General features: G+C 42.7%; 21 protein-coding genes and 1 pseudogene. 16 read left to right on the top strand and 6 right to left on the bottom strand.

Annotated features, from left to right (window positions below; all coding sequences use genetic code 11):
- Window positions 1-56 precede the first annotated feature (56 nt).
- From AK965_RS16645 to AK965_RS16690, 9 genes are all read left to right on the top strand, one after another.
- Complete coding sequence (locus AK965_RS16645; protein ID WP_099080664.1) at window positions 57-557, top strand: toxin-activating lysine-acyltransferase; 501 nt, start codon at window positions 57-59, stop codon at window positions 555-557.
- The gene (locus AK965_RS16650; RefSeq protein ID WP_099080665.1) at window positions 547-1,911 is read left to right on the top strand and encodes a protein adenylyltransferase SelO family protein; all 1,365 of its coding nucleotides are present in this window, start codon (window positions 547-549) and stop codon (window positions 1,909-1,911) included. Before AK965_RS16645 ends, AK965_RS16650 begins: the two co-directional genes overlap by 11 nt.
- An 11-nt stretch (window positions 1,912-1,922) precedes the next feature.
- Window positions 1,923-3,098: a glycosyltransferase family 2 protein gene (locus AK965_RS16655; protein WP_099080666.1), complete on the top strand. Its 1,176-nt coding sequence runs from the start codon at window positions 1,923-1,925 to the stop codon at window positions 3,096-3,098.
- Window positions 3,099-3,151: 53 nt separating this feature from the next.
- Window positions 3,152-3,421 (top strand): hypothetical protein, encoded by a 270-nt coding sequence (locus AK965_RS16660; protein WP_099080667.1) that lies wholly within the window; start codon window positions 3,152-3,154, stop codon window positions 3,419-3,421.
- Window positions 3,422-3,782: 361 nt separating this feature from the next.
- Window positions 3,783-4,784 carry a radical SAM protein gene (locus AK965_RS16670; protein ID WP_253252710.1) on the top strand — a complete coding sequence of 334 codons (1,002 nt, stop codon included), beginning with the start codon at window positions 3,783-3,785 and terminating at the stop codon, window positions 4,782-4,784.
- Between the two features lie 28 nt (window positions 4,785-4,812).
- The gene (locus AK965_RS16675) at window positions 4,813-6,099 is read left to right on the top strand and encodes an HlyD family secretion protein (protein WP_099080670.1); all 1,287 of its coding nucleotides are present in this window, start codon (window positions 4,813-4,815) and stop codon (window positions 6,097-6,099) included.
- A 2-nt stretch (window positions 6,100-6,101) separates the two neighbouring features.
- Complete coding sequence (locus tag AK965_RS16680; RefSeq protein ID WP_099080671.1) at window positions 6,102-8,246, top strand: peptidase domain-containing ABC transporter; 2,145 nt, start codon at window positions 6,102-6,104, stop codon at window positions 8,244-8,246.
- On the top strand, window positions 8,239-8,877 hold the full coding sequence (locus AK965_RS16685) for a DapH/DapD/GlmU-related protein (protein WP_099080703.1): 639 nt from the start codon (window positions 8,239-8,241) through the stop codon (window positions 8,875-8,877). Before AK965_RS16680 ends, AK965_RS16685 begins: the two co-directional genes overlap by 8 nt.
- A complete protein-coding gene (locus AK965_RS16690; RefSeq protein ID WP_099080672.1) occupies window positions 8,847-9,596 on the top strand; it encodes a hypothetical protein in 750 nt (249 codons plus the stop codon). Before AK965_RS16685 ends, AK965_RS16690 begins: the two co-directional genes overlap by 31 nt.
- Window positions 9,597-9,874: 278 nt before the next feature.
- On the opposite strand, the gene AK965_RS16695 is transcribed toward AK965_RS16690, so the two are convergent.
- Together AK965_RS16695 and AK965_RS16700 are read right to left on the bottom strand one after the other, a co-directional pair.
- The gene (locus tag AK965_RS16695; protein WP_099080673.1) at window positions 9,875-11,131 is read right to left on the bottom strand and encodes a Y-family DNA polymerase; all 1,257 of its coding nucleotides are present in this window, start codon (window positions 11,129-11,131) and stop codon (window positions 9,875-9,877) included.
- Window positions 11,131-11,538 (bottom strand): LexA family transcriptional regulator, encoded by a 408-nt coding sequence (locus AK965_RS16700; RefSeq protein WP_099080674.1) that lies wholly within the window; start codon window positions 11,536-11,538, stop codon window positions 11,131-11,133. The genes AK965_RS16695 and AK965_RS16700 overlap by 1 nt, the downstream gene beginning before the upstream one ends.
- 275 nt (window positions 11,539-11,813) lie before the next feature.
- On the opposite strand from AK965_RS16700, the pseudogene AK965_RS16705 reads away from it, so the two are divergent.
- A pseudogene (locus tag AK965_RS16705) lies at window positions 11,814-12,338 on the top strand (DDE-type integrase/transposase/recombinase); the annotation flags it as partial.
- A gap of 84 nt (window positions 12,339-12,422) precedes the next feature.
- Window positions 12,423-13,271, top strand: a complete 849-nt coding sequence (locus AK965_RS16710; RefSeq protein ID WP_099080675.1) for a hypothetical protein — start codon at window positions 12,423-12,425, stop codon at window positions 13,269-13,271.
- Window positions 13,272-13,358: 87 nt separating this feature from the next.
- Here AK965_RS16710 and AK965_RS16715 read toward each other — a convergent pair whose 3' ends face one another.
- Entirely contained in the window at window positions 13,359-13,607 is a 249-nt protein-coding gene (locus AK965_RS16715) for a hypothetical protein (RefSeq protein ID WP_099080676.1), read from the bottom strand.
- Window positions 13,608-13,961: 354 nt separating this feature from the next.
- On the opposite strand from AK965_RS16715, the gene pcp reads away from it, so the two are divergent.
- From pcp to AK965_RS16740, 5 genes are all read left to right on the top strand, one after another.
- Entirely contained in the window at window positions 13,962-14,600 is a 639-nt protein-coding gene (gene pcp / locus AK965_RS16720; RefSeq protein ID WP_099080677.1) for a pyroglutamyl-peptidase I, read from the top strand.
- Window positions 14,601-14,654: 54 nt separating this feature from the next.
- Window positions 14,655-14,864, top strand: coding sequence for a hypothetical protein (locus tag AK965_RS16725; protein ID WP_099080678.1), 210 nt, complete (start codon window positions 14,655-14,657; stop codon window positions 14,862-14,864).
- 63 nt (window positions 14,865-14,927) lie between these two features.
- Window positions 14,928-15,911, top strand: coding sequence for a GTP-binding protein (locus tag AK965_RS16730; protein WP_099080679.1), 984 nt, complete (start codon window positions 14,928-14,930; stop codon window positions 15,909-15,911).
- 231 nt (window positions 15,912-16,142) lie between these two features.
- Entirely contained in the window at window positions 16,143-17,435 is a 1,293-nt protein-coding gene (locus tag AK965_RS16735) for a DEAD/DEAH box helicase (RefSeq protein WP_099080680.1), read from the top strand.
- 183 nt (window positions 17,436-17,618) lie between these two features.
- The gene (locus AK965_RS16740) at window positions 17,619-19,058 is read left to right on the top strand and encodes an alpha/beta hydrolase domain-containing protein (RefSeq protein WP_099080681.1); all 1,440 of its coding nucleotides are present in this window, start codon (window positions 17,619-17,621) and stop codon (window positions 19,056-19,058) included.
- 169 nt (window positions 19,059-19,227) lie between these two features.
- Here AK965_RS16740 and AK965_RS16745 read toward each other — a convergent pair whose 3' ends face one another.
- The 3 genes from AK965_RS16745 to AK965_RS16755 all read right to left on the bottom strand — a co-directional run bounded on the left by AK965_RS16745 (window position 19,228) and on the right by AK965_RS16755 (window position 24,295).
- On the bottom strand, window positions 19,228-22,425 hold the full coding sequence (locus AK965_RS16745) for a DUF6701 domain-containing protein (RefSeq protein ID WP_099080682.1): 3,198 nt from the start codon (window positions 22,423-22,425) through the stop codon (window positions 19,228-19,230).
- 289 nt (window positions 22,426-22,714) lie between these two features.
- Window positions 22,715-23,554, bottom strand: a complete 840-nt coding sequence (locus tag AK965_RS16750; protein WP_099080683.1) for an arginase — start codon at window positions 23,552-23,554, stop codon at window positions 22,715-22,717.
- Window positions 23,555-23,560: 6 nt separating this feature from the next.
- Window positions 23,561-24,295, bottom strand: a complete 735-nt coding sequence (locus AK965_RS16755; RefSeq protein ID WP_099080684.1) for an IclR family transcriptional regulator — start codon at window positions 24,293-24,295, stop codon at window positions 23,561-23,563.
- Between the last annotated feature and the right edge of the window lie 55 nt (window positions 24,296-24,350).

Raw genomic sequence — 24,350 nt, forward strand, 5'->3', positions numbered from 1 at the left:
TTTATTCCTAATTTTTAATAGAAGAAGTAATAGATAAAACTGCCCTGTAGGTTGTAATGAACAAAACTTCTGTTTCCTTAGCTAATAGTCAAATTTCCGGGCTACCTTATGGGCCTTTATCAAAGGTAGAGGTAACTCATGAACTAGGACAGTTTTTAGAGGTAATGGCCAAATGTGCCAAACGCAGGGAACTTAACCTAGCTTCATTCCTGCATTGGATCAAACCAGCAGTAATTCACAGGCAATACAAGTTCTTAAAGCTATCAAGTGACATTGGATTTACGGGATACGTTATATGGGCTTGGGTTGATGATTTAACGCTGTCTCATTATATGACTCAGACTAGATTCTCACTTAAACCAATGAATTGGAATGAGGGAAGTAACCTGATTATTGTTGACTGGTTCGTCGAAAAAAATAGATCAAGTCAGTTGAAAGAGCTTTATAAGCATGTTGTTTCCTCAACAAAAATAAGTAGAGATGAAATCAATGTTTGTATTCGAGATGAAAAAGGAAATGTCATCAAAACGAATAAACGGAGTATATATGGCTACTGAACTCCTAAAAACACATAAGTGTGTTGGAAAAGACAATACTCCTTATGTTGACAAATATTTGCCTAAAGAATCCTTTGTTTTATTTGATACCTACAAACTAAAAGACTGTGAAGTCGTTTGGATCAATAAAGATCTCATTAAAGAGTATGAAATCGAACTTGATGAAGGCTCGATTAAAAATGAGTTACTCGAGAATTTTAGTTACGTTTCTAAGGGATATGCCAAGAAAACAAGAATTATTACTAACGACAAAAAGCAGTTTATGGCAGATCAATACGGTTCTCGACATGAAATATGCAATGGTGGTAGCGCAAGGTGTGGATTAAATGGCCATTTTCAAATCAAAGGGATTGGGCGTAACCCGTTAGTAGCCGCAAATATGTCTGAAAGCCATTCACACGGTAAGTTATTTATCGATGAAGCGATCAGTGAAGCAATTTGGGGCGAAATCTGCAACAAGCACCTGCCTTACGGATCTATAAGAACACTCGCCATAATCAAAACGAACGTAAAGCATAAGTTTGGATACTTAAATGACACAGCTAACAAGCATTGCGCCTTAGCGATCAGGGAAGTATCTGTACGCCCTGCCCATTTTGAGCGTTGCACCTTCTTTTGGCCAGAGGAAAGATACCGTTACCTTCGTGATAATGATGCCAATCGCATAAGAAAGGCGGCGCCCTATCTCTCTAATTTGATGTTAGGTGAAAACCATAATACTTCCCTTGGTGATGCCCTCAATACAATGATTGATCGACTCGCTTGCCAGATTGCAGCATCGAGAGTGAAAGGCATCCCACACGGATCTTTAACGAGCTCAAATATCTCGGTTGATGGTCGGTTCTTAGATTTTGGCACCATAACAGCGGTGCCTGATTTCGGTAACTATGTACTCGCAAATGGTGTCGGGGCCGTATGGGATGACCATGAGCTCATAGAGTCCTGGTTAGTTAACTTTATTGACACGCTTAACCACTACTCGCAAGGCGAACTGACACCAAATCAAATAAGAGAATATTCATCAGATTTTTCGAGGTTACTTGATGAATATGAGAACAAGTTTCTGTTATTTGAGTTAAGTATTGAGGATCACTCACAATCGAATATTGATAAAGCGAGCCTTTTAAAAGAGCGCCTAAAACACGAAGAGCGAAGGTTTATTACTCGCTTTAATGACGAAGACTTTCGTCAGGATGTACTCGCTGAAGCAAAAGCCCTCGGTTTAGATGTTAAGTCTGTAGGATTTCCTTTGCGAAGGGTCAAATATTCATCCTTTACCATGCTTCAGGGGCATTTGCATACAAATTATGACTATCAATCTGTTAGTCAGCTTATTAACGATTATTTATCATAAGTGAGATGAACATGATTGATGTTATAGAAGTAATATTAATTTCTACGTCTTTATTGTCGTTTGTAACAACACTAGTTTTGTTCGTTTGCTATAAGTTCAGAAAGTCAAAGTCCACAAATAGAGATGACCCAAAAGTTTCGGTATTTTTGCCTTTTTATAACGAAAAGGAACAGCATTTAATCTGTGCATTGAACAAGTTAAATGAACAAGACTATTCAAGCCGAATTCAGGTTATTGTTATTGATGATGGCTCGACAAATAATGTAATTACTGGAGTTAAAGAGTGGATATCTAACACTAAAGCTAATCACGACTTTCAGATTGTTGAAAGAGCGGTCAACGGTGGGAGGAAAGGCTTTGCTTTAGATCATGTCTTGGAACTTGGAGTCGCTACTGGGGAGGTGTATGTCGTTGTAGATAGCGATACCTATATTGAGCCCAACGGTATCTATGAACTGGTTACCAAACTTTGGTCTGATGATAAATATGCTGCTGTTTGTGGCTATATTACGCCGGAAAATCATAAAGACAGTTTTATAGGTAAATTGCAACATTATGAACATATTAGCTTTTATGGCGCGATAAGAGCCGCACAAGACAAACTCGGCTGTGTTCCAGTATTAGCAGGCGCATTTGTCGCGCACCGAGCTTCAGCAGTGGAAAAACTAGGAGGCTGGAGCGAGTGGTTAGTCGAAGACATCGCATGGTGTTGGAAGGCAATATCAAATGGCTATCGAACAGGTTACGCTCCTAAAGCAAAGGCAACTACGCAGTGCCCAACTGATGCTAAGGGTTTGTTTAATCAACGTCGGCGTTGGGCTCGTGGGCGAGTAGAAGCTTATATGGAAGCTTGGAAGACACATTGGATAGCGGGTTTGTGTGCATCTCCTTGGTTTCTATTGACTGCAGCACAATACATATTTCCTTCTAGCATCATTTTATTTGGATTTATGATTGTAATGGGTATTTGGATTCCAATAGTGTTCGGGGTTGCCAATATAATGATCTACTTTTTACTCGTGAAGTCTTATATCAGAGATTTTGATTTGTATGGTGACTTATCAAATAGGCAGGTGTTCAAAGCGCCAATATATTCAGCCTTGCTGGAGTCTATAACGTGGCTACCGAACTTACTTGGATATTCCGATGAAATTCTAGGTAAGAAAAAAGGCTGGCTAACAAGATAGTTTTTATGAGCGCAGTACTCTTTTACTGTAATTTAAATATAAGGAAATAATTTATGTATAATTTAAGTGTTGATGAAATTTCAATGGTTTATGGTGGCGGTGACGGTAGCGTAGGGACGATTGTAGGCAATATCGGCTGTGGGATAGCAGGGGCAGCAGTTGGGGCAGTGACAAAAAGTTGGCAGGCAGGGACTGCCGCCGGTATTTTATGTTCTCAAATGGTCAGTAATAGCGCTAATGCCAGTCAAAGTGGGCATAATGGAGGAGCTTATCACGGGCATGCCGGAGGTATGGACGGATCTTCAACAGGGTTTGGCCGATAGATAAAACGTCTATTACAACATGGATATAAAATATCCTTCACGCCAAATATTAAGGTGTGGAGGATAGGAGTAAATATAATGAGACAATGTCCTTCATGTAAACAGAATGTCAACCTATTTAGATTGTTATTTGGTTTAAAGTTAGATAAAAAATTCAAATGCTCCAACTGTGGTTTTAGCTTAAGTATTTCAAAATGGTTTAATCTATACTTTATGCTTCCTCCATTTATTGTTTGGCTATTAAATGTCTACACCGAACTAGGTTGGGTTTCTGTAATCATTCTATCTTTTGTATTGTCTATGGTTTTCGTGTATTTCGCATTAGCTTTATCTATTATCCCTACGTGCAATTATGAGGGAAATGATGAGTAGTGATTGGTATCTATATAACAATAGAATTAAAAGTGGACTTTATATTAACTGGGCTTTGATGAATTCTTGTAATTATAAGTGCAATTATTGCCATTCAGATTTAAATGGAGGAACTATTAAGGCTCCTAGTTATAAAGTTGTAATAGATTTCGTTAAGCATCTGTTTGATAATATAGAATACGGTAATGGTAGGCCATGTTTTGAATTTGGAGGAGGTGAAGTAACTCTTCTAGGTTACTTTAGCGATTTGCTAAAATATATTTCTCGTAAAAATGGTGAAGTCACGATTGTGTCCAATGGCTCAAAAAAACTGTCTTGGTGGCAAAACAATGCTAAGTATTTATCTGGAGTGAGCCTTAGTTATCATATTAACGACATCAAGAGTGAATCCCATTTTATTGAGGTATCTAAAGTCCTCGAGGCTTCTAAATCCACTCGTTTTCACGTTAATGTCATGATGGTTCCTGAACGTTTCGATGACTGTTTAGCGTTTGCAAACAAACTTAAACAAGAAGTACGTTGCTCTATTGCTCTTCAACCTCTTTTTGAAGGCTTTGGCCACGGTGGCATTACGCAGAAATATCCGTACACCCGTGAACAAGAACGGATAATGAAAGACTTTCGTGGTCGACCAGAGCTTAAAACACTCCCACCGTCAATGGCTGAACTGGAAGTGAATTATGCTGATGGTACAGCTGAGAATTTGTCCACTTTTGATTTAATCGCTAACGATCAAACAAATTTTATCGGTTGGGATTGTTACGCTGGTATTGATAGTTTAGTTGTTACATTCAGCGGTGATATTTATCGCTCTTGGTGTATGCAGGATGGCCCGATTGGCTCCATCTATGACGAAAACATTGAGCTTCCCACCCACCCTACAAAATGCAGAACCAAGATCTGTCAATGTGGTGTCGACTTATCGGCCAAAAAAGTAAACACCAGGTTGGTGTCAAATAAGCAACAAAGAATTGCAGTGACGCAACTCTAGTTCTGTTTGTTTAGGGAAAGGATCACTCGTGGTAGTAAGAGCCAAGCATCTATATCGGCCAGAATATTTTGAGGCGCAGAAATCAGACCATCAAGGATCTATTTTGATTGATGCATCATTGAATCAGTACCTATTCGTAGGTGCATCTGTGTTCGTTTTGATGACTATTATCTTTTTCGTTGTTTTTGCCGAGTACACCCGTAGAGATACTCTAAACGGTGTGGTTAGTCCGACAGGGGGCATTGTCAAAGTGCAGGCAAATGATGAAGGCTATGCCGAAAAAGTCTTTGTAAGTGAAGGTCAGACAATACTCGCTGGTGAACCGTTGTATGAGATAAAAACTGAGCGATATGATGAGTTTGGTCAAGGTGTTAAACAGCGAATTGTCTCCACAATTGATAATCAAATTATTTTGTTAAATGAACGCCGAAATAAAGAAGTAGAGAAATCGCAACACCAGCTAGAGGTCATTGATGATGACCTGGTACGTTTGTCTGAAGAGGTGGGCATACTTAATGTGGTAGTTGATTTATCTGAACAGGAGCTAACTCTTGCTCAAAGTTTGGTTGATAAACAGCAAGTGTTGGTTAATAAGCAGTTCATCTCCACTATTGAACTTCAAAGGCAAAAGCTTGAGCTAATAACACTAGAAGCTAAGGTGCAAACCCAGCGGCTAAGTTTACAACGGTTGGTGAGAGAACAAGCTAAGCTAGAAGAAACGAAAGACACGCTCCAGCTAGAGCTCGACATTACCCTGCAAGAAATTGATCGCCAGCTTCAGCAAATTGCTCAAAACAAAATTGAGTACTTTTACCAAACGGATACCCAGGTAGTATCGCCGATTAACGGTGTGGTTGCGTCAATTTTCGTTAAGGAAGGTCATTCAGTTAACACAGGTCAACCGCTTCTTGTTGTTATCCCAGAGGGAGAAAAGCCAGTTGTTGTTGAGTTGTACGCACCGAGTCGCAGCATAGGTTTTATTCAAGAAGGCCAAGATGTCCGCTTACGGTTCGATGCGTTCCCTTATGAAAAGTTTGGCGTACAACAAGGTGTTATCTCATCAATATCAAAATCTGCTGTCACCGCTGAGATGCTGCCCAATAGCCCATTGATACAAAGCCAGCTTTCGCGCACTCATGGTGGCGTTGGCTTGTACCAAGTGAGAGTAAAACTCGATAAGCCGACTATTACGGTTTATGGGGAAGAGCAAATGTTTGTGCCAGGAATGACATTGACCGCAGATATTGAACTGGACACACGTAAGGTTTACGAGTGGCTGTTAGAGCCTTTGTATACCATCAAGGGACGAATGTAATCATGCATGCAGAAGGGTTGATAGACTGGGGGTGGGGAAAGAAGCTCCCTTTAATCCGACAAACAGAAAAGGCTGAATGCGGTATTGCATGCCTCGCGATGGTTGCTGATTGGCATGGTTACAAAACTGATTTGCGATCGCTAAGAGCAAAATGCGGTATTACCCAGCATGGGATGTCATTTGCACGGCTCATTGAGTGCGGTGCACTTCTTAAGCTTTCAGGTCGCGCAGTACGTTTAGATCTACATGAATTGGAGCAATTAGCAACACCTTGCATTTTGCATTGGAATCTCAATCATTTCGTTGTGTTAAAAAAAGTGAGTGGCAAGAAAATTGAAATTCACGATCCAGCCAACGGTGCATTGACACTGAGTCATGATGAGGTCAATAAGCATTTCACAGGCATCGCGCTTGAACTAACACCGACCCACGACTTTGAGGAAAAAGTTGAAAGCAAAGCGGTTCAGCTATCAACTCTAATTGGTAAAACCGTTGGCCTTAAAGGAGCACTAGGTCGAATCTTTGTGTTCGCATTGGTTTTAGAGGTGTTAGCGCTTACTTTGCCGATCTTTAACCAGATTGTGATCGATGAAGTGTTGGTTGGGTATGACAAAAATCTTCTTGTACTTGTCATTGGATCCATACTTATGGTTACCGCGACGCAAACCTTAATCGGCCTTGCTCAGCAATGGGCGACCATCAAGCTGTCCGTGAATTTCAACATGCAGTGGGCGGCAAATGTTTTCCATCATTTGTTTCGATTACCTATAGATTGGTTTGAAAAAAGGGATATCGGGAGCATTAGTGCTAAATTCTCAGCTGTGGATGTCATTCAACAAACGTTAACGACGAGCGCTATTCAAGCCCTACTCGATTTAGTTTTAGTGGTTGGTACTCTGTCGGTTATGTTGGTTTACAGTCCTCAGCTCTCATTCATAGCGATTGCTGCGGCGCTAGGCTACATCGCTCTCAGGTTTGCGTGGTTTGGTGCTTTTAAGCGCGCCGAAGAAAATACTTGGGAAGCCAGTACGCAAGAAGAAAGCTACTTCATAGAGACAGTTCGCGGTGTATTGAGCTTAAGAGTTAACGGGACGCTGCCATGGCGTGAGTCGTCTTGGCGGAACCTCAATATTAATCGCAGAAACGCTCAGCTACACGAGCAAAAGCTTGGGATGATCTACAACACAATGAATGTGACGATTGTTAGTCTTGTTTCCTCGACGGTTCTCTGGTTCGGTGCAAATTTAGTACTGGATGGACTATTTACAATCGGCATGCTTATGGCTTTTCTTTCATATCAAGGTCGGTTTTCTGCCAGTATTAGTTCATTAATCGATAAGTATTTCGAATTTAAGATGTTATCTGTGTACAACGAACGTTTAGCGGATATCGTTTTAACTGAGAAAGAAACGGAAAGTGTTCCTGATGCCCTAGGGTTGCCCGTTGTAACCAATAATCCAAGCAATACTGTTATCGAGTTTGACAATGTTTTCTTCTCCTACGGAAAAGATCAGCCTCCAATTCTTAACGGCGCAAGTTTTAGTGTAAAAAGGGATGAGGTTGTTGCGTTAGTTGGGCCGTCTGGTTGTGGTAAGTCAACAATTTCTAAACTGTTATTAGGTATCTATTCAGTTACATCGGGCAGCATTAACTACTTTGGTAATAAATCGACAGCCTCCAAATCTCTTAGAACTCAAGTTGGTGCAGTTTTGCAAGAAGACCAGCTGTTTAGTGGTTCAATAATCGAAAATATTACGTTCTTCGCTAGTGATCTAGACGAAGATTGGCTAGTTGAGTGCGCACGTAGGGCGGGTGTCCATGATGATATCGAACGATTAAACATGGGCTATCACACGCTGGTTGGGGAGATGGGTTCTAGCCTCTCAGGCGGCCAAAAACAAAGAATTCTCATTGCACGAGCATTGTATAAAAAGCCTAAGTTTCTAGTGTTGGACGAAGCGACAAGTAGCTTAGATATCTATACGGAGTCGTTTGTTTGCCAGATGTTTAAAGAAATCAATACGCCTATTTTGATGATTGCGCACCGTCCAGAGACTATAGCATCAGCTGATCGAGTATTGCTTATGGATAGTGGTCTAGTTCAGGAAATCCCAAATAATTTTAAGCAGGAAGCTCAAGATGTATAACCACGAAAGAATACTCTGTCCAGATAATCATTCTGAATTATCTGACGTTGAATTGATGGAACAATATAGTAAATACTTTGGTTCGGAAAATTGGGTAACATTTTCTGGTTGCCCTTCGATTACTCTGACTAAAGTCGGCTCAAATGACTTCGATGCTTTACCAAACGGGAATGAGGTGATCGCTATCGATTCAGGCTGTTACATTGAATCATCCCACTTTCCTGCCTTTCCTTCTGGTGTCACCAAGCTGACAAGTGTTTCAGTTAAAGACAAACCTTTTGGAAAAATAGTCATTGGCAAAGGGTGTGTGCTCCAAGGTACTGCCATCTGTGCTTACGACAAAGTTTCAATAGGAAACAATGTGATTTTTGGCCCAAATACCGTGATTATGGATTGCAGCGGCCATGCGCTTACAAAGCGAGGCCATCCGGATGAACTTGACAATATTAAAGCTGAGCCAGTCATCATTGGCAATGACGTTTGGATCGGTTACGGATGTATTGTTCTTCCTGGAGTGCGCATTGGAGAAGGTGCAGTTATTGGGGCAGGTAGCGTCGTTACGAAAGATATTCCTGCTAACTGTATGGCTGCTGGCAACCCATGCACCGTCAAAAAGATAGAATTAAACTAACTGAAAACGGAGTTCAAAAAATGAGATTTCTTTGTCTCACACTAGTATCACTAGCCGTGTTGTCTGGTTGTAAAAGTATTCCAGTTATTTTCATGCCCGAACATAATGTATCGGTCACAGGAAAAACCCTTAACTTTGACGGTCCAATATCTGGCGATAGCGTTTTGGAAGCATTAAGAGTTGTGCGAAACTCTGGTGCAGAGATTGAAAAGCTTAGAATCACTAGCCCTGGCGGTGATGTGCTTTCAGGCATCGAACTTGGGTATTTTGTCAAAGAAAATAACCTAGACATAGAAGTTGATACGCTTTGTTTTTCTGCATGTGCAAATTATGTTATTCCAGCTGCCAAAACGGTCTTGATTAAGAATGGTTCTCTTATTGGTTGGCATGGAGGCCCAAGGCAGTCAGATGAGATTTGGAAAGCGATGGCCCCTTCTGGTGATAAAGAAGGCTTAATGAAGTTTGTAGCACGACTGCGTGAAAAAGAAGATGCATTTTTTAAGTACATTGATGTTGACCCAGACATCACAGTCTATGGTCAAACCAGTTCAAAAAAATGTCAATTAATAAAGGAAACGCATGGGTGGTACTACTCAACACGCGACTTGGCAAAAATGGGCGTTCCTAACGTGGTTATAAATGGTGAGCTAGCTTCTTCGATAGAGTATCAAGGAGAGACAATTTCTGCTTGTTTGATGCCAAATTTCAAAGATATATGAAATGTAAAAACTCTGTGATTAACACTTGTTTAAAGTGGACCGACTTACAACGCGATCCGAACTACCAGTCGGGACGCAGAGTAAAGTAACTCCAACTACTAGCGAGGTAAATTCTGCGACCTTAATATGAATCTATGATCTACTGTTGGTTTAAAGCTGGTCTTCGACATCAGTTTTGGACACACCAATTAAGAACTTTCCATACTTGAGCTATTTGATGTGGTGCTAAATTAGCAAAGTTCCCGAAGTGGTTCTGTCAAAGAGTTTTCTGAAATACCTCAACACTGAACCTTGGGCAAGTCCGCCCAGCGCGTAGTGTACTGCGGCGTTAAAAACTGACGCCGCATTTGCCATTTCTGCTCAATCCCTTGGGCGCCTAAAAACACCGTGTTCTGCCCATAGCGCTGATTTAAACCATCAAATAAAGACATCAGTGGCGCATTGTTTGGGGTAGGGTTAAACAAATCGGCTTGCTCTTGGCGCCCATCAAGCAAATCCAACAACCCAACGCCCACTTTATAAAAACGCACACCCTCAGAGAATAACTGGTTAGCGAACTCCGATACGACCTTAGAAATTTGCGTCACATCTGCAGTTGGGTAGGGGAAACGATGGATCATGCGTTTACTGTAGGGTGTATCATCAAATGGTGAACTAGAAGCAAAACAGACCAATACCTTACACAGAGAACCTTGTCGCCTTGCCTTGCGTGATGCAATTCCGGCATGCTGACAAAGCGCTTCACGTAACGCGACGTCATCAATGATCCGCTCACCAAAACTGCGCGTTGAGAAAATCTGCTTTTTATCTGCTCTTGCTTCATCCCATTGCTTGCATACCTGGCCGTTAAGCTCTCGCACCGTTCGCTCTAACTCCACATTAAACACCTTTCGCGCTAAAGGGGCAGGGTAGTTGGCCAACTGCAATGCTGTCGTTATACCAAGGTGCTTTAAATGTAATGTAAGCTTTTTACCAATTCCCCAAACATCATTAACAGAGAGCTGTGCTAACACCTTTTCTCGTTCGTCTTTGCTGTCCAGTACACATACACCGTCATAACCGGCAATTTTTTTAGCAGCATGGTTAGCGATTTTAGCCAGCGTCAATGTTGGCCCCACGCCGACACAAACGGGTAATCGACATTCTCGCCAAACCGCTTTACGCAATAACATCCCGTGTTCACGCAAACAAGAGATCGCAGGAGCGCAGCGATGAAACGACAAAAAAGATTCATCAATCGAGTAGACATGCTGCTCTGGTGCAAAGCGCCCAATGACCTCCATCATTTTTGAAGAGAGATCCGCATAAAGCTCATAATTAGAAGATAATGCCACCACACCACGCTGCTCGCAGAGAGATTTCATTTGAAAGTAGGGTTTGAACTTCTCGACACCGGCCTCTTTTGCCTGGCGGTTAGCCGCCACGATACAACCATCATTATTAGATAACACGATTAACGGCTTACCACGCCATTCAGGTCGAAAGACTTGCTCTGCACTGCAATAGAACGCATTGGCATCGACTAGGGCGAACATCACTCTTGCCTTAATAAGTGGCTTGCTCGGTGGCAACGAATAGAACGAATCACCACACCCTCAACCGAAAAGGTATCGCAATCTTGCACCAGAACCGGCGCATGAATCGGATTAGCTGAAAGTAACTGGCGATGCTTTATATCAAGCAGTTTGCAGACAAACTCACCGTTTAAGTTCGCCACGATGACATCCATATTATTGAGTGCCACATGGCGATCTACGATCAAGATATCACCATCAAAAATACCGACACCTTGCATCGAGTCACCACTGGCACGCCCTAGAAAAGTCGCACTTGGATGCTCGATCAATAACTCATCGAGATCGAGAGATAGCTGGCGGTACTCAGCAGCAGGGGATTCAAAACCGGTGATACCGGCACTGGCAGAAATAGGAATAACGTTCATAAATAGTGCTGTTTATATATACAGTGTTATTTTGGTTTAAAATAGGCAGTTTGACAATAGCAGCCAGTTCGATTGTGCTTTTAGTAGGCAAAGGGGAAGTCTAGCCAAACTAATTCACTGTGAAATGACAATGTTCAACTCACAATACCTGACCTTTCCCCCAAAGTGAGGGGTTGAACATGCTTTCTAAATTCTTTGAATTTGACTTATATTTCCTCATGCTAGCACTTTAGCTAAGTGTTCAAGTTTTCCAACCCACTACCGGTCGACCGATTTCGGTTACAGCACCGAATGAGAGCAGGGTGGGTGATGTGACGTATATTTGGACGGGAAATCGTTGGATGTATTTAGCAGTTGTTATCGACCTTTTTGCCCGAAAATTGGTTGGTCAATGCCTTTATCACCTGATACTCGACTAACAAGCAAAGCCCTTTTGATGGCGTATGAGGCTTGTGGTAAGCCTAAAGGCGTCATGTTCCATAGCGATCAATACAGTCACTATACCAACCGTAAAAACCGTCAATTACTGTGGCGTTTCAAATAAAACAGAGTTTATCTCGCAGAGAAAATTGTTGGGGTAATGATAATGCACCGATGGAGCGTTTCTTTAGAAGTCTGAAAACAGGATGGGTGCCAACAGTGGGTTATCGTAGTTTCGTTGAGGCTCAACAAGATACATTATTGGATATTACAGCCAACTCAGGCTACATAAGTATAACGGTGGTCTAACTGCCAATGAATCAGAACGATTATATTGGGAAAATTCTAAAACTGTGGTCAATTTTAGTTTACCACTATAATTAGGAAATCCACGCATAAAACATGCCTGCTCGCATGGGGCGCAAGGCATTTTTATACAATTAGTCGAATTAAGGACAGTAACGATGAATCGAGTCATGTTTATTATTGGTGTTATGTCCAGTTTGATCTCATGCAAAGTATTAGCAGAAGAGATAAAACTGACTGGTAACACTGTTGAGGCGGCATCAATAAATAACCTTAAGTTCAAAGTCGATGCTTTTGTCGTAGAAAAAAATGATAAAGGCGTAGCCACCTCAATGAATCAGGGGAAGTTTGAATTTGATAGAGGTTATGATGATGGCTTCATTGGTCCTGCGGGTATATTCCAGACTGACAGTATTGTCACGTGCTCTCAACCGTTGGTAAAAATTACGTCTCTTGCGGATTTCAACAAGTTTCCTGATGATCTCGACCCTTTTCCTATCTATGGTATTACGACGTATAACAGTCAACCTTTGCAAGACATAAAGGATGGGATAACTCGCGCAGGTTTTCGTCTCTACAAAGGTAAGTCTGTCATGGATTTTTCAGGCTTAGTTAAGTTAACTGCTGAGAGTAATTCAGCGGTACTGTCCGCAATAGAGACTCAGTTTGGTCAGCCGTCGTTTGTACTGAAACGTGATAATGGATGGCGAGTGCTCTATCTAGGCGATAACGTAAACGCACAAGCACTACAATTGGCATACGAGAACGCTTTAAATCCAGAGAAAAAGGCGAATTATCTTAATATGACACCATCGACGGTGTTGTATGGCGTGATGCTTGATGCCTCATTCAATAGTGATCTCACACTTAATATTGAGGGGGACGTCTTGGAGTTTTTCGTTAATCAGGGTGACGGTTTTATGGTGTTTACTAAGTACGAGGATACAGGAACGTTTATCCAACGTTTTAACGCGGAACTGGAAAAATGTGATTCTAAAGCCGATTAATAGGCTGTTTGGAATGGATTTACTGTTGTAAAGGTAGGGTATAACCACCAAGCTCAAATAGATGATTGAGCTTGGTGGTTGGATTGATTAATGTTTTTTGTTCACACCGTTACGAATGATATCTTTACCGTTGTCGTAAACGTGTTGGGAAACCCAGCGACCAAGTAGAAGTTGATGTTTGTCGCCTAGTACCGCAACAAATGGTCGGCCATCGGTATTGCTGGTAGCAAGAGCAACGCCAGTTACGCCGTCAAGGCCTAGTGCGCCGCTCTCTATCAAATGAAGAAACGCTTCTAGCTCTTCTAGGGTTTCGATAATGTGGTTATCAATGTTCATTGTATTCCATCTCTTCGGATTGTAGATACATAATGGTCGCGTACTCTAACGAAGTTATTAAGATAAACCAATACCTCTCCCTCAATAACCTTATCACGCAAACAATTTTATACTCAACTCACTCTTTTAGGGCAAGTATCTCGATGTTACTTGGGCATAATCTTGCGGATAAATAACGCTAAATGATTTATGTACTTTGTGCACTATCGTAAAGATGATGCTCTCAGAACACATGCAATTGGTTAACGTTATTGCGTATTGTATTGGTATGATGCGGTTTATGGCTGTGCCAAATAAGGCAATTGTGACCTTTAAGGTTTTTGTTATATCCCCCTTTGCGTTTTGAAAATAATGATGAAAAAAATACTAATTACGGGTTTTGAGCCTTTTGGTGGTGAGTCAATTAACCCTGCACTAGAAGCAGTGAATAAACTGGCGAACGCAAAGATTGATGGTGGCGAGATCGTTGTATGTGAAGTCCCGGTAACACGTTATGAATCTTTAGATACCATCATTACTGCAATTGAGATACACCAACCAGACTATGTGATTACCATCGGCCAAGCCGCAGGTCGTGCTGGCATCACACCTGAGCGTGTTGCAATCAACGTGGATGATTTCCGAATTCCGGATAACGGCGGAAACCAACCCATTGATGAACCCGTCGTCATGGATGGACCTGATGCTTATTTCTCGACGTTGCCAATAAAAGTAATCACGCGAACGTTGCAAGAGCAAGGGATCCCGTGTCAGGTATCAAACACAGCAGGTACGTTTGTTTGTAACCACGTTTTTTACGGCATTCAGCATTACTTACGTGATAAAAATATTGGCCATGGCTTTGTGCATATCCCATTGTTGCCCGAACAAGATACGACGGGAAATCAGCCAACTATGTCTTTAGATGTGATTGTTGAAGGTTTGCGTTTGGTTGCTCAGGCTACGTTAAAGAATGAAAAAGACCTTGCCATCATGGCAGGGCAAATTTGCTAATCATTGCTTGCCATAACATAAGATTACACCGAGTGAGAGCTCGGTGTTTTTGCTTTGGCTATTGCTAGCCTGAAATATGAAGATACGCTTGGGCTGTTTCCTATTCTCATTGCCATCGTGGCGTTTTTTACCTGTGTGATTCACACCAGTGTGTGTTTGTCTGGTGTGAAAAGTGTGGATGCATTGGGTTACTATGAGCAATATCAACAAACGAAAGCAAGTGCTCTACGAAAAGGCTTAGATCCTGGTAAGAAAAAGCGTTGAAGCAAACGACATTCTCCGTATACTTCCGCAGAGTATTAATGCGCAAGCGTGTCGGAGAAAAGCATGTCAAATCGAGTTCCTACCAACATACTGACGGGATTTCTAGGCGTTGGTAAAACGACCACTATTCTCAATTTACTGAAAAATAAACCAGAGAATGAAAATTGGGCGGTATTGGTCAACGAGTTTGGTGAAATCGGTATTGATGGTGCCTTGATGACAGACCAAGGTGCGTTGATCAAAGAAGTGCCAGGAGGCTGTATGTGTTGCACTGCAGGTGTGCCGATGTCAGTTGGTATTACTGCATTGCTACGTCAAAAACCAGATCGCCTGCTTATTGAACCAACAGGTTTAGGTCACCCAAAACAGGTGGTTGCAACACTGACTTCAGAACAATACCTTCCTTATGTTGATCTAAAAGCTACGATCGCGCTGGTGGACCCACGCAACTTGAGTAATGAAAAGTACTTATCAAACCAAAATTTTGTTGATCAGCTAGACAGTTCCGATGTGGTGATCGGCAGTAAAGTTGACTTGTGTTCTAGTCATGATATTGACGTGTTTAACGATTGGATCATCGAACAATCTCCGGCAAAAGTGTTCAGCAAATTGATTCACGATGGTGACTTGCCAATAGAAGTGTTGGATATTGAACGTGTACAAGGTAGTGCGTCTTCGCATATTGAATCCCATCATCATGAACATGCAGAGCAAGAACCACAGTTCCAGTTGCCGCCGGGTAAAGCGTTCATCCGTAAGGAAAATAAAGGCCAAGGTTACTTTAGTTGTGGTTGGTTGGTTGGTGCGGAGTACCAATTCGATTTTGACCAACTGTTCTTAATGCTTTCTGATTTGACTGCTGAACGTGTCAAAGCGGTGGTTAATACAGACCAAGGCTGCTATGCATTCAACGTTGCCAATGGGGTAGTATCAGTGAATCAGATTAGCCTTGAAGGTTTTGAATCTCGATTAGAGGTCATTGACTCACAACTTATGCCTTGGGAACAATTAGAAGGTATCTTGTTAAAGCTGTGCGGTATCAAATAGCCGAAGCCCCGAGTCACTGCTCGGGATTTAGTCCGGCATCTCATGCTCTCTAAACGTGATGAATGACGAGGGGAGAGCGCTTAATAGAGAGACTTTGGTGTTGCTCTCTTGTCGTCCCAATAGTTTTTGCGCTAACAGATGAAAAAGTGAGATAAATCACTTAAATTCAGTTATAGTGCACGGCTAAAATTTTTAACGCTATTTAAGTGGTTTGTTTAAGGAATACGCTCAATGTCATTTTCATCTCAAGGTTTTGCGCCAGAAGTGGTTAAAGCACTGGCAGAATGCGGTTATGAGAAGTTAACGCCAATTCAACAGAAGGCGATTCCAATGGCTCGCAAAGGCCATGATATCTTCGCTACCGCACAAACAGGTACAGGTAAAACCGCAGCCTTTTCTTTACCAATGATCCAACAATTGTTGGATAGTGGTCGTAGTGCTTCTCGCAAAACCGCGCGTGCACTTATCTTGGCACCAACTCGTGAACTAGCGGAACAAATCGCTGACAATATTAAGGCGTACACCCAATACACCAATCTCTCTGTCGCGGCTATCTTTGGTGGTCGTAAGATGTCTTCTCAGGTTACCGCATTAGAAAATGGCGTTGATATTTTGGTAGCAACACCTGGACGTTTGGAAGAACACATTGAACAGGGTAACGTGTCAGTTGCTCAGCTAGAATTCCTAGTTTTTGATGAAGCAGATCGTATTTTGGATATGGGTTTCATCCACGCTGTTCGTAAGATCATGCTAGATGTGGATACAGATCCACAAATCATGATGTTCTCTGCAACAACCTCTAGCCAACTTAACCTTTTGGCAAAAGATATTCTGCGTAAGCCAAAGCGTATCGAAGTAGAGCGTGCAAACACCACTGCACACACGGTTGCACACGTTCTTTACCCAGTGGATCAAGAGCGTAAAACCGAATTACTTTCTGAACTGATTGGACGTAAAAACTGGCAACAAGTGTTGGTTTTTGTGAACTACAAAGAAACGGCGAACGACGTAGTAAAAGAGCTTAAGCTAGATGGAATCAAGGCAGTAGTGTGCCATGGTGACCGCGCGCAAAGTGCTCGTCGTCGTGCGCTAGAAGAATTTAAAACAGGCAAAGTACGCGTGATGGTGGCAACAGATGTTGCTGCTCGTGGTCTGGATATTGAAAGCTTACCTCACGTAGTAAACTACGACATGCCATTCCTAGCGGAAGATTACGTTCACCGCATTGGGCGTACTGGTCGTGCTGGCAAACAAGGTCATGCGGTCTCTTTCGTTAACCGAGAAGAAGAGCTAACGGTAGTTCAGGTTGAAAACCTGATCCAACAGCGTATTCGTCGCATTGAGCTTGCAGGCTATGAGCCTAAACAGCGTGAGTCATACATTGACAAGTTGAATTCAAAACCTGCGTTTAAGAATCGCCAAGGCCGCCGCAATAATCCAAACCAGTCGGCGACAGACCAAGGCTCAGCAGAGCGTCGTTTAGCGATGGTGAAACGACTTAAAGCACGTCGCGACGTTAAATAAAGTTTATTTACAATGCCCCTCAAGTTGAGGGGCATTTTTTTTTGGTTGTGAATCGTTCAGGTTGCAGTTTAGTGATGCCATCAGGGTAGGCCGTCAGCGTATTGCGCCAACCAATGACTCAACTAGACTGTTAGTGATAACTATGTCATTAACAAAGAGCGTCCTCAGTATAGGAGTGCCGCTATGAAACGATCAACCCTCATGAAATACGCAGTGTGTCTGTGTTATGCACTCACTTTTTCAGTTTACGCAAATTCGCCATTTTCAAATATTGATATTAATGAGACCAATTTGGTCGATAAGCCTTATTTCCAAATTAGTGCTGATTTTTCGTCTGACTTTGTTCGTCCCGATGGCTCTCAAGGTTACTTTACGGTTCCTATTACAGCGTTAGTGCCTAGGGGAAAGTGTAATAACACGGCCATAATCGATGTCGTTAATAGCGTACTATTTGAATTCCCTATTACTCCCCTTGGCTATACACCACTTAACTTTGCTCAATTGTTCCTAGGGGAAGACATAATCTCTGGTAGAAGCACTGGCCAGAGTTTTACTTATTTCGGTATCCAGTGGAATAAAAATGTTATTGACCATATTTCAAACGGTTATATGGAGCGAGGCACAGATGGATATATCGTCTTGCAAGCGTTTTCTGAAGCGATTCGCAAAGGAAAACTTACCAAGCACCTTCCCTCAATACGTGCTTGTAAAATCCATCAGACCATCGGCTTTGGTTGGTCTCAAACTGGGAAATTACTTGCGGATATGTTAACCATGGAGCTCAATGGCAAACCGTCGGATCCTATCTTTGATGGCCTGTTTTTGGGCGTTGCCGGAGGCATTTGTCGATCACTTCAAGACGCCGACTTTCCTTGGCTTTACCGAGATTGTACGGAACCACCGAAGAAGCATGTCCCGACTGTAGCATTTAACACTCAAAGTGAGATTGAACTCTCTTTAGGCCGCGGGGCATTAAGGCAGCCTTCCGAGTCCCTTACTATTTATGATTATGCTGGTCTCGCTCACATTGACGCCAATTTTTTACCATTTGATATTTTATTTGGTGGTTTAGGGCTTGATTTTAAGCAAAACCCTATTTCTGTCGTTCCTGCTGTCAGAGCGTCATTTTGGAACCTGTATTTACAGGTTAAACATGGGGTGACACCAGCCAAGAGCCGACTTATGCACTCATCTCCTGTGCACGCTGCACCAGTGTCATTTTTGGATTTAAGAAATGATGCTACGGCGATGAGTTGGAGCGGTGGGGATATCTATACAGCGGATGAAAATGGTGATGGAAGCGCAGACAGAGGTATTCGTTTACCTCATATGTCCACGACCTTCGAACAGAGTTTATTGACTAGTGTGGGAGGGCCGCTAGGAAAGTATGGAGGAATCGATTTCACCTATGCGGGAGGTGGCGGAATATTCTTTGCTAATGGAGGGACGTTTGAGCCATTTTCATCTGAAGAACTTGCCCAGCGCTACCCTAGCAAAGAGGATTATGTGAACAAGGTTCGCAGTGCCGTAATCTATTTAGTTCTCAATCGATATCTTTTAGCTGAGGATGGCGTACAACTCGTGGAAGAGGCTGAGTCACTATCTATGTCACATTGGGACTGAGGCGGTTTTCATAAAATATCTACGCCTCTTACAAATGAGAGGCGTATTCCTAACGCTACTTCTGACGGTCATTGATTGCCGTGAAAAGCATTCGCTTTATCTGGTAAGCCGACAACAAAGTGTGGACTAGCCATGCCATCTCTGCAGCGTTGGTTACAGGGGCTCTAGTTTAGCGGGTCATACCTATAAAGTTCGGTTCACCTCGATAGATAATTCGGTCATTGCCTCGGTGAATGCCAAACGTGACAACGGTCGGCGGGTTATCTTCCTCAATGCTGTTTTTATCCCAGTTATATTTGAGCCAAGGTAAATTGTTCCCAGCGATGCTTAAATCAAGATGGAAACGAACTTGCTCCCGTGCAGAATCAATTTGATTGGCGACAATGCCATAAGTTCGGCCTGCTAGCATAGTGCCACTGCCGGTGAGAAGGGTGTTGTCCGCTGAGGAGTTTGACCAAATTGGTGTACGGGTATAATGCTCACCATTGACCGTTGTCGCATTATCATTGAAGTGAGTAACAAACCGACCATTTTTCCAAACCTCAACGTCAAGCGGTACACGGATCGTCATCCCTTGGTTACCACCAACATCTTTAAAATTGAGTCGACCAAAGCGCGCATCAGGTTGTTTATCGAACACGTGTTGACCATCAAAAAAATGGATCGTATCAACGACATTAGTCTCGTCGTACGTTAAACCAATTTTACTTACAGACACGTTATTCGCATGGTTAAACGGGCCATCTGGATATTGCCCATCGGTTTCGTCTTTCTCCCAACAAGGGCTATTCAAGCATGTTGCGCTCGATGCGGCTTTGGCAACGGTAAACGTTCCAATGCTTGCGTTACCGACCTTATTCCATTCCCCTTGAGTTGAACGAGGTGGGATAAAGCGGTCGCTATAACTGCTTAACTCTCCCAAGTTAAAGTGTTCACGTAAATGAGGTGCAAAATGAATGTAATTGAGGATATTTTGTTTTTTTGCGTTCAGAGCCACGACATCATAAGAAATCTTTTCTAATGGTTGATTCATATAGACAAAATCTTGATTGGTAGGGTAAGTCCAGTCGACATTGTGTGCTTTAAAGTATTTCGCATAAAAACGACCAATATCTCGGTAACCCTCGTTAACGGTCAATCCCAAATATTGACCACTTAGATTTGTTTTAACACGCAAGCTACCGACTTCTTCCCAATAGAGTTGGGAAAAAGTGTATGCGTTGTCAGTAGTATCAGTGTGTGATTTTACCAACCCTTGCGTGCTTTTTAGCAATCTACTCTGACCCGCAGCGGTCTGAATGGGGGTTTCCTGTTGGCTAGAAAGCACAATGCTCGCAGCAGGCGCATCCTCCAGCATAAAGTTACGGGTGACCTCTGCATTGCAGTAGCGGTGAGTGTCGACAGGGCCTGCCAGTGATCCTCCGGATTGCCAGATAATCGGTTTAACGGTGACAGAAAACTCTTCGCCAGCCGCAATAAAGCCCTCTCCGGAATCAGCAGTACCAGCAGTAAGGGGATGCGAGCCATCACAAATCGCTAAAGTCCATGGGCGTGATTTCACATCAAACGTACCTGTCACTTTTACCACGCCTTCATCCGGACACTCTTGATACCCTTCACAAGTAAAAGTGTCGGACAGTGTCACATTGAACAAGCCAGACTCATTGGTGATCAGACCATGGCTTGATTCGCCATCAGTAAAATCCGCGGAGTATGTGAAATGACCGTTCTGACCATTGGCTGGTTTTATGACTTTGTTGGTCACTGTTGGCACGCCATCATAGTTTGTCGCGATTATTTGCTCTCCGGTTGCTGAGCAAGCTAAAAGACGCGTATTGACGATTTGTGATTTACCTGCAATGACAGTGATCTCATCAACTGATGTGCTACGATCTTTAGAATACGCCTCAAACATGAACGGTTTAAACATGAACCTGACGGTTTGGGTTTTCTCAAGATCATCCGTCATGGTGAAGGTTAGGGTGTAGGTCGCCCCAAGTTCCAGTTGTTTAATATTTTTGGGAATAACTTCCAGCAATAGCGTCCCCTCGTTAGTTGAAAGGTAACTGTCGCCATCTTGTTCTCCTTCTAAAACTTTTAGCGTAAATAGACGAGGGTGAGATAGGGCGGCGGTTACTTTCGCACTCGCGGGTTTCCCGTTGTTGGTGGTGGTAACGGTAAATTGTGGCAGCGTGTCTCCGCACATCAATGCCATGTCGTCATGTGGGGAAACGACAAGCTCAAAATCGTCTTCTGATGGCGGCTTTATTTCACAAACGGGTACATCTATCTCTGGGCAGGCATTCGAAGCGTAAGTACAATTCGGTTCATCAATGCCGCAGTAACGAGTGATGGCACTATCAATGCTATAGGCCGTGATGTCACCGCAGACAACGCCAGTGCCATTGACAGTAGCCTGTTGAAATACATTGACAGCGACTTTATTCGCATATAGGAAACTTGAGTCTAAACTTACACTGCCCCCTTCAGAAGCCATAAAACCAAAGACTTCTGTATTTTGAAGTTCGATGTTTTGCTTGGTCAATATGTTGCCAACGATTACGTTAGACGCTGATTCAGAATAGAAGGATACACCGTCGGACTTAACATTTCCACAAACAGCAGTATTATGCAATAGAGTATTATGCAGTGAGGTAACATCACCATTAATTATATTGCCTTCTCCATCTACGGTTATTGCACCACCAGACGTTACTGAGCCACCAACCAATGTGTTTGTAATAGAGAGGTGGGAGAGCGCATTCAAAGATCCCTCGATGTAATTTTGCTCTCCTAAAATTTCAATGCCAGAACCTCCTGATGTTACATCGCCGTATATGGTAACATCATGCATTTCAACCTGTTTTTGTGCGGTGACAGAGCCGTCAATAATATTGTCAACACCTGTAATATTTACAAACCCATCTGTTGTTTTAATAGAACCTACAACTGTTATATTGGTGAGAGAAATGTCTCGTGGGGAATCCATACTTCCATATATGGACGATCTTGACTGTTCATCATTGCGGAAGAAAATACCTCCTGCAGTAGGCGATTCTGTCGCGATTGAGACAGAAGAAGATTCGCTACCGACGGTATTGTTACCTTCAAATGTGACTTTTGATGACGCTTTTAATAGAGATTTTTCATCGACAGAATTGATTATAGAATCGCCATTTTTCAATGTAATGCTTGCTGGGCAATAGTAAATAACACCATGCATTGTATCTTCGTAAATAGACATATTCTTTGATTCGCAAAACTCGACACTATCCCAAGCAGTGATCGTTGCCAAATCATAAACTTTTGCCCCAACGGCGAATGGCAAAACGGCGAGCAATGCCATGAAAGTGTGTAATAGCTTCATTAAGAATCCTAATTCTGATTGTTCTTAATGGCGGCAAGCGTGTGAAATATGAACAAGGCGAGGGTTTTTATTATTGTGTTGCAGCCCACGCTGTCGACTTGATTGTTATTCATTTTAGTTCTCAAGTCATAATCTTAAAGCATTAGAGCTCAAGTGTGATCTTAGTTCAATAGTTTCTGATGGATCTGCGTCGCACTTATGGTCTATTTATCTGGCTATAAGTAGTTCTAAAGTATGTGTTTTTGGAGTCGGCACGGAGTGTACCGACTTTTGCCCAATTTAGAAAGTGTTAAGCGGCATGATCAATCAGCGGCGCCATTTGGTACAACTCTTCCAAAATGGCCTTGGTTTGCTTTGAGTACACAAGGTGCTCACTATCTCCAACGAGCTGAATCGTTTTTACCTTCCCGGATACTAAGCAGAGACGAATAGTTCTAAGCATCATTTGCAAGTCGAGAGCAGGGGCTCCATCTAGGTTACTTTTGACCAGTAACGAGGCAAGATCGATGGTAATGATTGCACTGTCACAGTGATCAAGGTAGTTGGCTATCTGCTGCTTTAAATGATTGCGGTGACGAAAAGTAAACTCACGATCGGTTACCCAGTCACATCCTTGATCTTCTGCATATTCCAACGTTGACTGCTTGGTGTGTTGTGTACTGACGCCTGCGAAAAACAGGCGAACATTTTGATATCGTGATAGGGCAAAGTGATAAGCAGAACCAAGGCAAGGCTCAAGCGTTGGCTTAAGGTTCATTTTGTGCCCGATATTGATGATGCCAATCTCATCTTGGTCAGATACCACAATCGGTAGCATAGAGAGAATAGCTTCGGTACAGTTGGACAATATGACAGGGATGGAATGGCGCGAGAGTGAAAGACTCAGCGCTTCTTGGAAGTATCCTTGCTCGATCTGCTTATGGGAAAAGTGGCCTAGGTTAGCCGCGCAATTTTGATCATGCTGTTGGTATAGCCAGTCACTAGCATTTTCTAGGCTCTGGTCCGCTAATTCAAACGCGTTATTAGTCATCGGTGTTATGCGTTCACATACCGTCATAAATGAAAAAGGGTAGTGGTGAATCTGTTTTTTTTCTCGATGAAGTTTGTAGCGTTTGAAAAAGCTCAACATGATGAATTACCTTTCTGGTGGCAACGCCCTTGCTGCCTGCAACACATGTAAAATAATACGTTGTTTGTCTTTTTCGACTCGGTGAGCCGGGGCCATCACTGAGACCGCTCCAATCAATTTACTTCCTTTCATGACTGGTGCGCTGATGCCTGAAACCCCCGGGTCGATTTCTGATGTACTAACCGCGTATCCGTTTTTTCTTATGATGTTGAGCTCCTGCTCCCAATCGCTGAGGCGATGATCTTGGCCAAAATGGCGTAAAATTTTCTCACAACGGCTTTGAGGCATGAAAGCCAACATCACTTTAGATGAGGCACCACGAAGCAATGGTTGACTTTGTCCTTGGACATAGCTGCATCGAAGCGCCTGCATACTCTCTTTTTGTCTGACACAAAGTGCACGATAACCTGATGGCACCATATAGGCTGCCATTTCACCGGTCTGCTGAACTAATCGAGCCAAAATGGTTTCGACCATATCTAGGCCATGTTGCGCAGTTTCGTAGCTGTGCATCAATAGTAAAGCCGCCGGGCCGACGACAAAGGTTTTATCGTGTACGCTTTCCTCTATCAGGTTCCACTCTTTTAGTAGTTTTAAGTGCCGATAAAGACTACTAAGAGGCACGTTCAGTTGTTCACTGAGCGTTTTTGCTGAGACTGGGAATGAGCTAACCGCAACTTGCATTAGCAACTGCAGCGCCTTTTCATTTACCTGATTAGCGTTGGCTTTGTTTATCGTCATGAGAGTGTTGTAACGTGATAATGAGTATGCAACAACTATAATTCTTAGTTGCTGA

The sequence above is a fragment of the Vibrio sp. PID17_43 genome (assembly GCF_002608565.1).
Classification (GTDB): domain Bacteria; phylum Pseudomonadota; class Gammaproteobacteria; order Enterobacterales; family Vibrionaceae; genus Vibrio.

Bases quoted from the DNA above. Each gene is read 5' to 3' on its own strand.
- AK965_RS16715 (WP_099080676.1), bottom strand. From the start codon at position 13,607: ATGAACATTGATAACCACATTATCGAAACCCTAGAAGAGCTAGAAGCG.
- AK965_RS16695 (WP_099080673.1), bottom strand. From the start codon at position 11,131: ATGTTCGCCCTAGTCGATGCCAATGCGTTCTATTGCAGTGCAGAGCAA.
- pcp (WP_099080677.1), top strand. From the start codon at position 13,962: ATGAAAAAAATACTAATTACGGGTTTTGAGCCTTTTGGTGGTGAGTCA.
- AK965_RS16670 (WP_253252710.1), top strand. From the start codon at position 3,783: ATGATGAGTAGTGATTGGTATCTATATAACAATAGAATTAAAAGTGGA.
- AK965_RS16685 (WP_099080703.1), top strand. From the start codon at position 8,239: ATGTATAACCACGAAAGAATACTCTGTCCAGATAATCATTCTGAATTA.
- AK965_RS16750 (WP_099080683.1), bottom strand. From the start codon at position 23,554: ATGTTGAGCTTTTTCAAACGCTACAAACTTCATCGAGAAAAAAAACAG.
- AK965_RS16700 (WP_099080674.1), bottom strand. From the start codon at position 11,538: ATGAACGTTATTCCTATTTCTGCCAGTGCCGGTATCACCGGTTTTGAA.
- AK965_RS16645 (WP_099080664.1), top strand. From the start codon at position 57: ATGAACAAAACTTCTGTTTCCTTAGCTAATAGTCAAATTTCCGGGCTA.
- AK965_RS16740 (WP_099080681.1), top strand. From the start codon at position 17,619: ATGAAACGATCAACCCTCATGAAATACGCAGTGTGTCTGTGTTATGCA.
- AK965_RS16690 (WP_099080672.1), top strand. From the start codon at position 8,847: ATGCACCGTCAAAAAGATAGAATTAAACTAACTGAAAACGGAGTTCAA.
- AK965_RS16745 (WP_099080682.1), bottom strand. From the start codon at position 22,425: ATGAAGCTATTACACACTTTCATGGCATTGCTCGCCGTTTTGCCATTC.
- AK965_RS16755 (WP_099080684.1), bottom strand. From the start codon at position 24,295: ATGACGATAAACAAAGCCAACGCTAATCAGGTAAATGAAAAGGCGCTG.
- AK965_RS16660 (WP_099080667.1), top strand. From the start codon at position 3,152: ATGTATAATTTAAGTGTTGATGAAATTTCAATGGTTTATGGTGGCGGT.
- AK965_RS16650 (WP_099080665.1), top strand. From the start codon at position 547: ATGGCTACTGAACTCCTAAAAACACATAAGTGTGTTGGAAAAGACAAT.
- AK965_RS16710 (WP_099080675.1), top strand. From the start codon at position 12,423: ATGAATCGAGTCATGTTTATTATTGGTGTTATGTCCAGTTTGATCTCA.
- AK965_RS16735 (WP_099080680.1), top strand. From the start codon at position 16,143: ATGTCATTTTCATCTCAAGGTTTTGCGCCAGAAGTGGTTAAAGCACTG.
- AK965_RS16680 (WP_099080671.1), top strand. From the start codon at position 6,102: ATGCATGCAGAAGGGTTGATAGACTGGGGGTGGGGAAAGAAGCTCCCT.
- AK965_RS16730 (WP_099080679.1), top strand. From the start codon at position 14,928: ATGTCAAATCGAGTTCCTACCAACATACTGACGGGATTTCTAGGCGTT.
- AK965_RS16655 (WP_099080666.1), top strand. From the start codon at position 1,923: ATGATTGATGTTATAGAAGTAATATTAATTTCTACGTCTTTATTGTCG.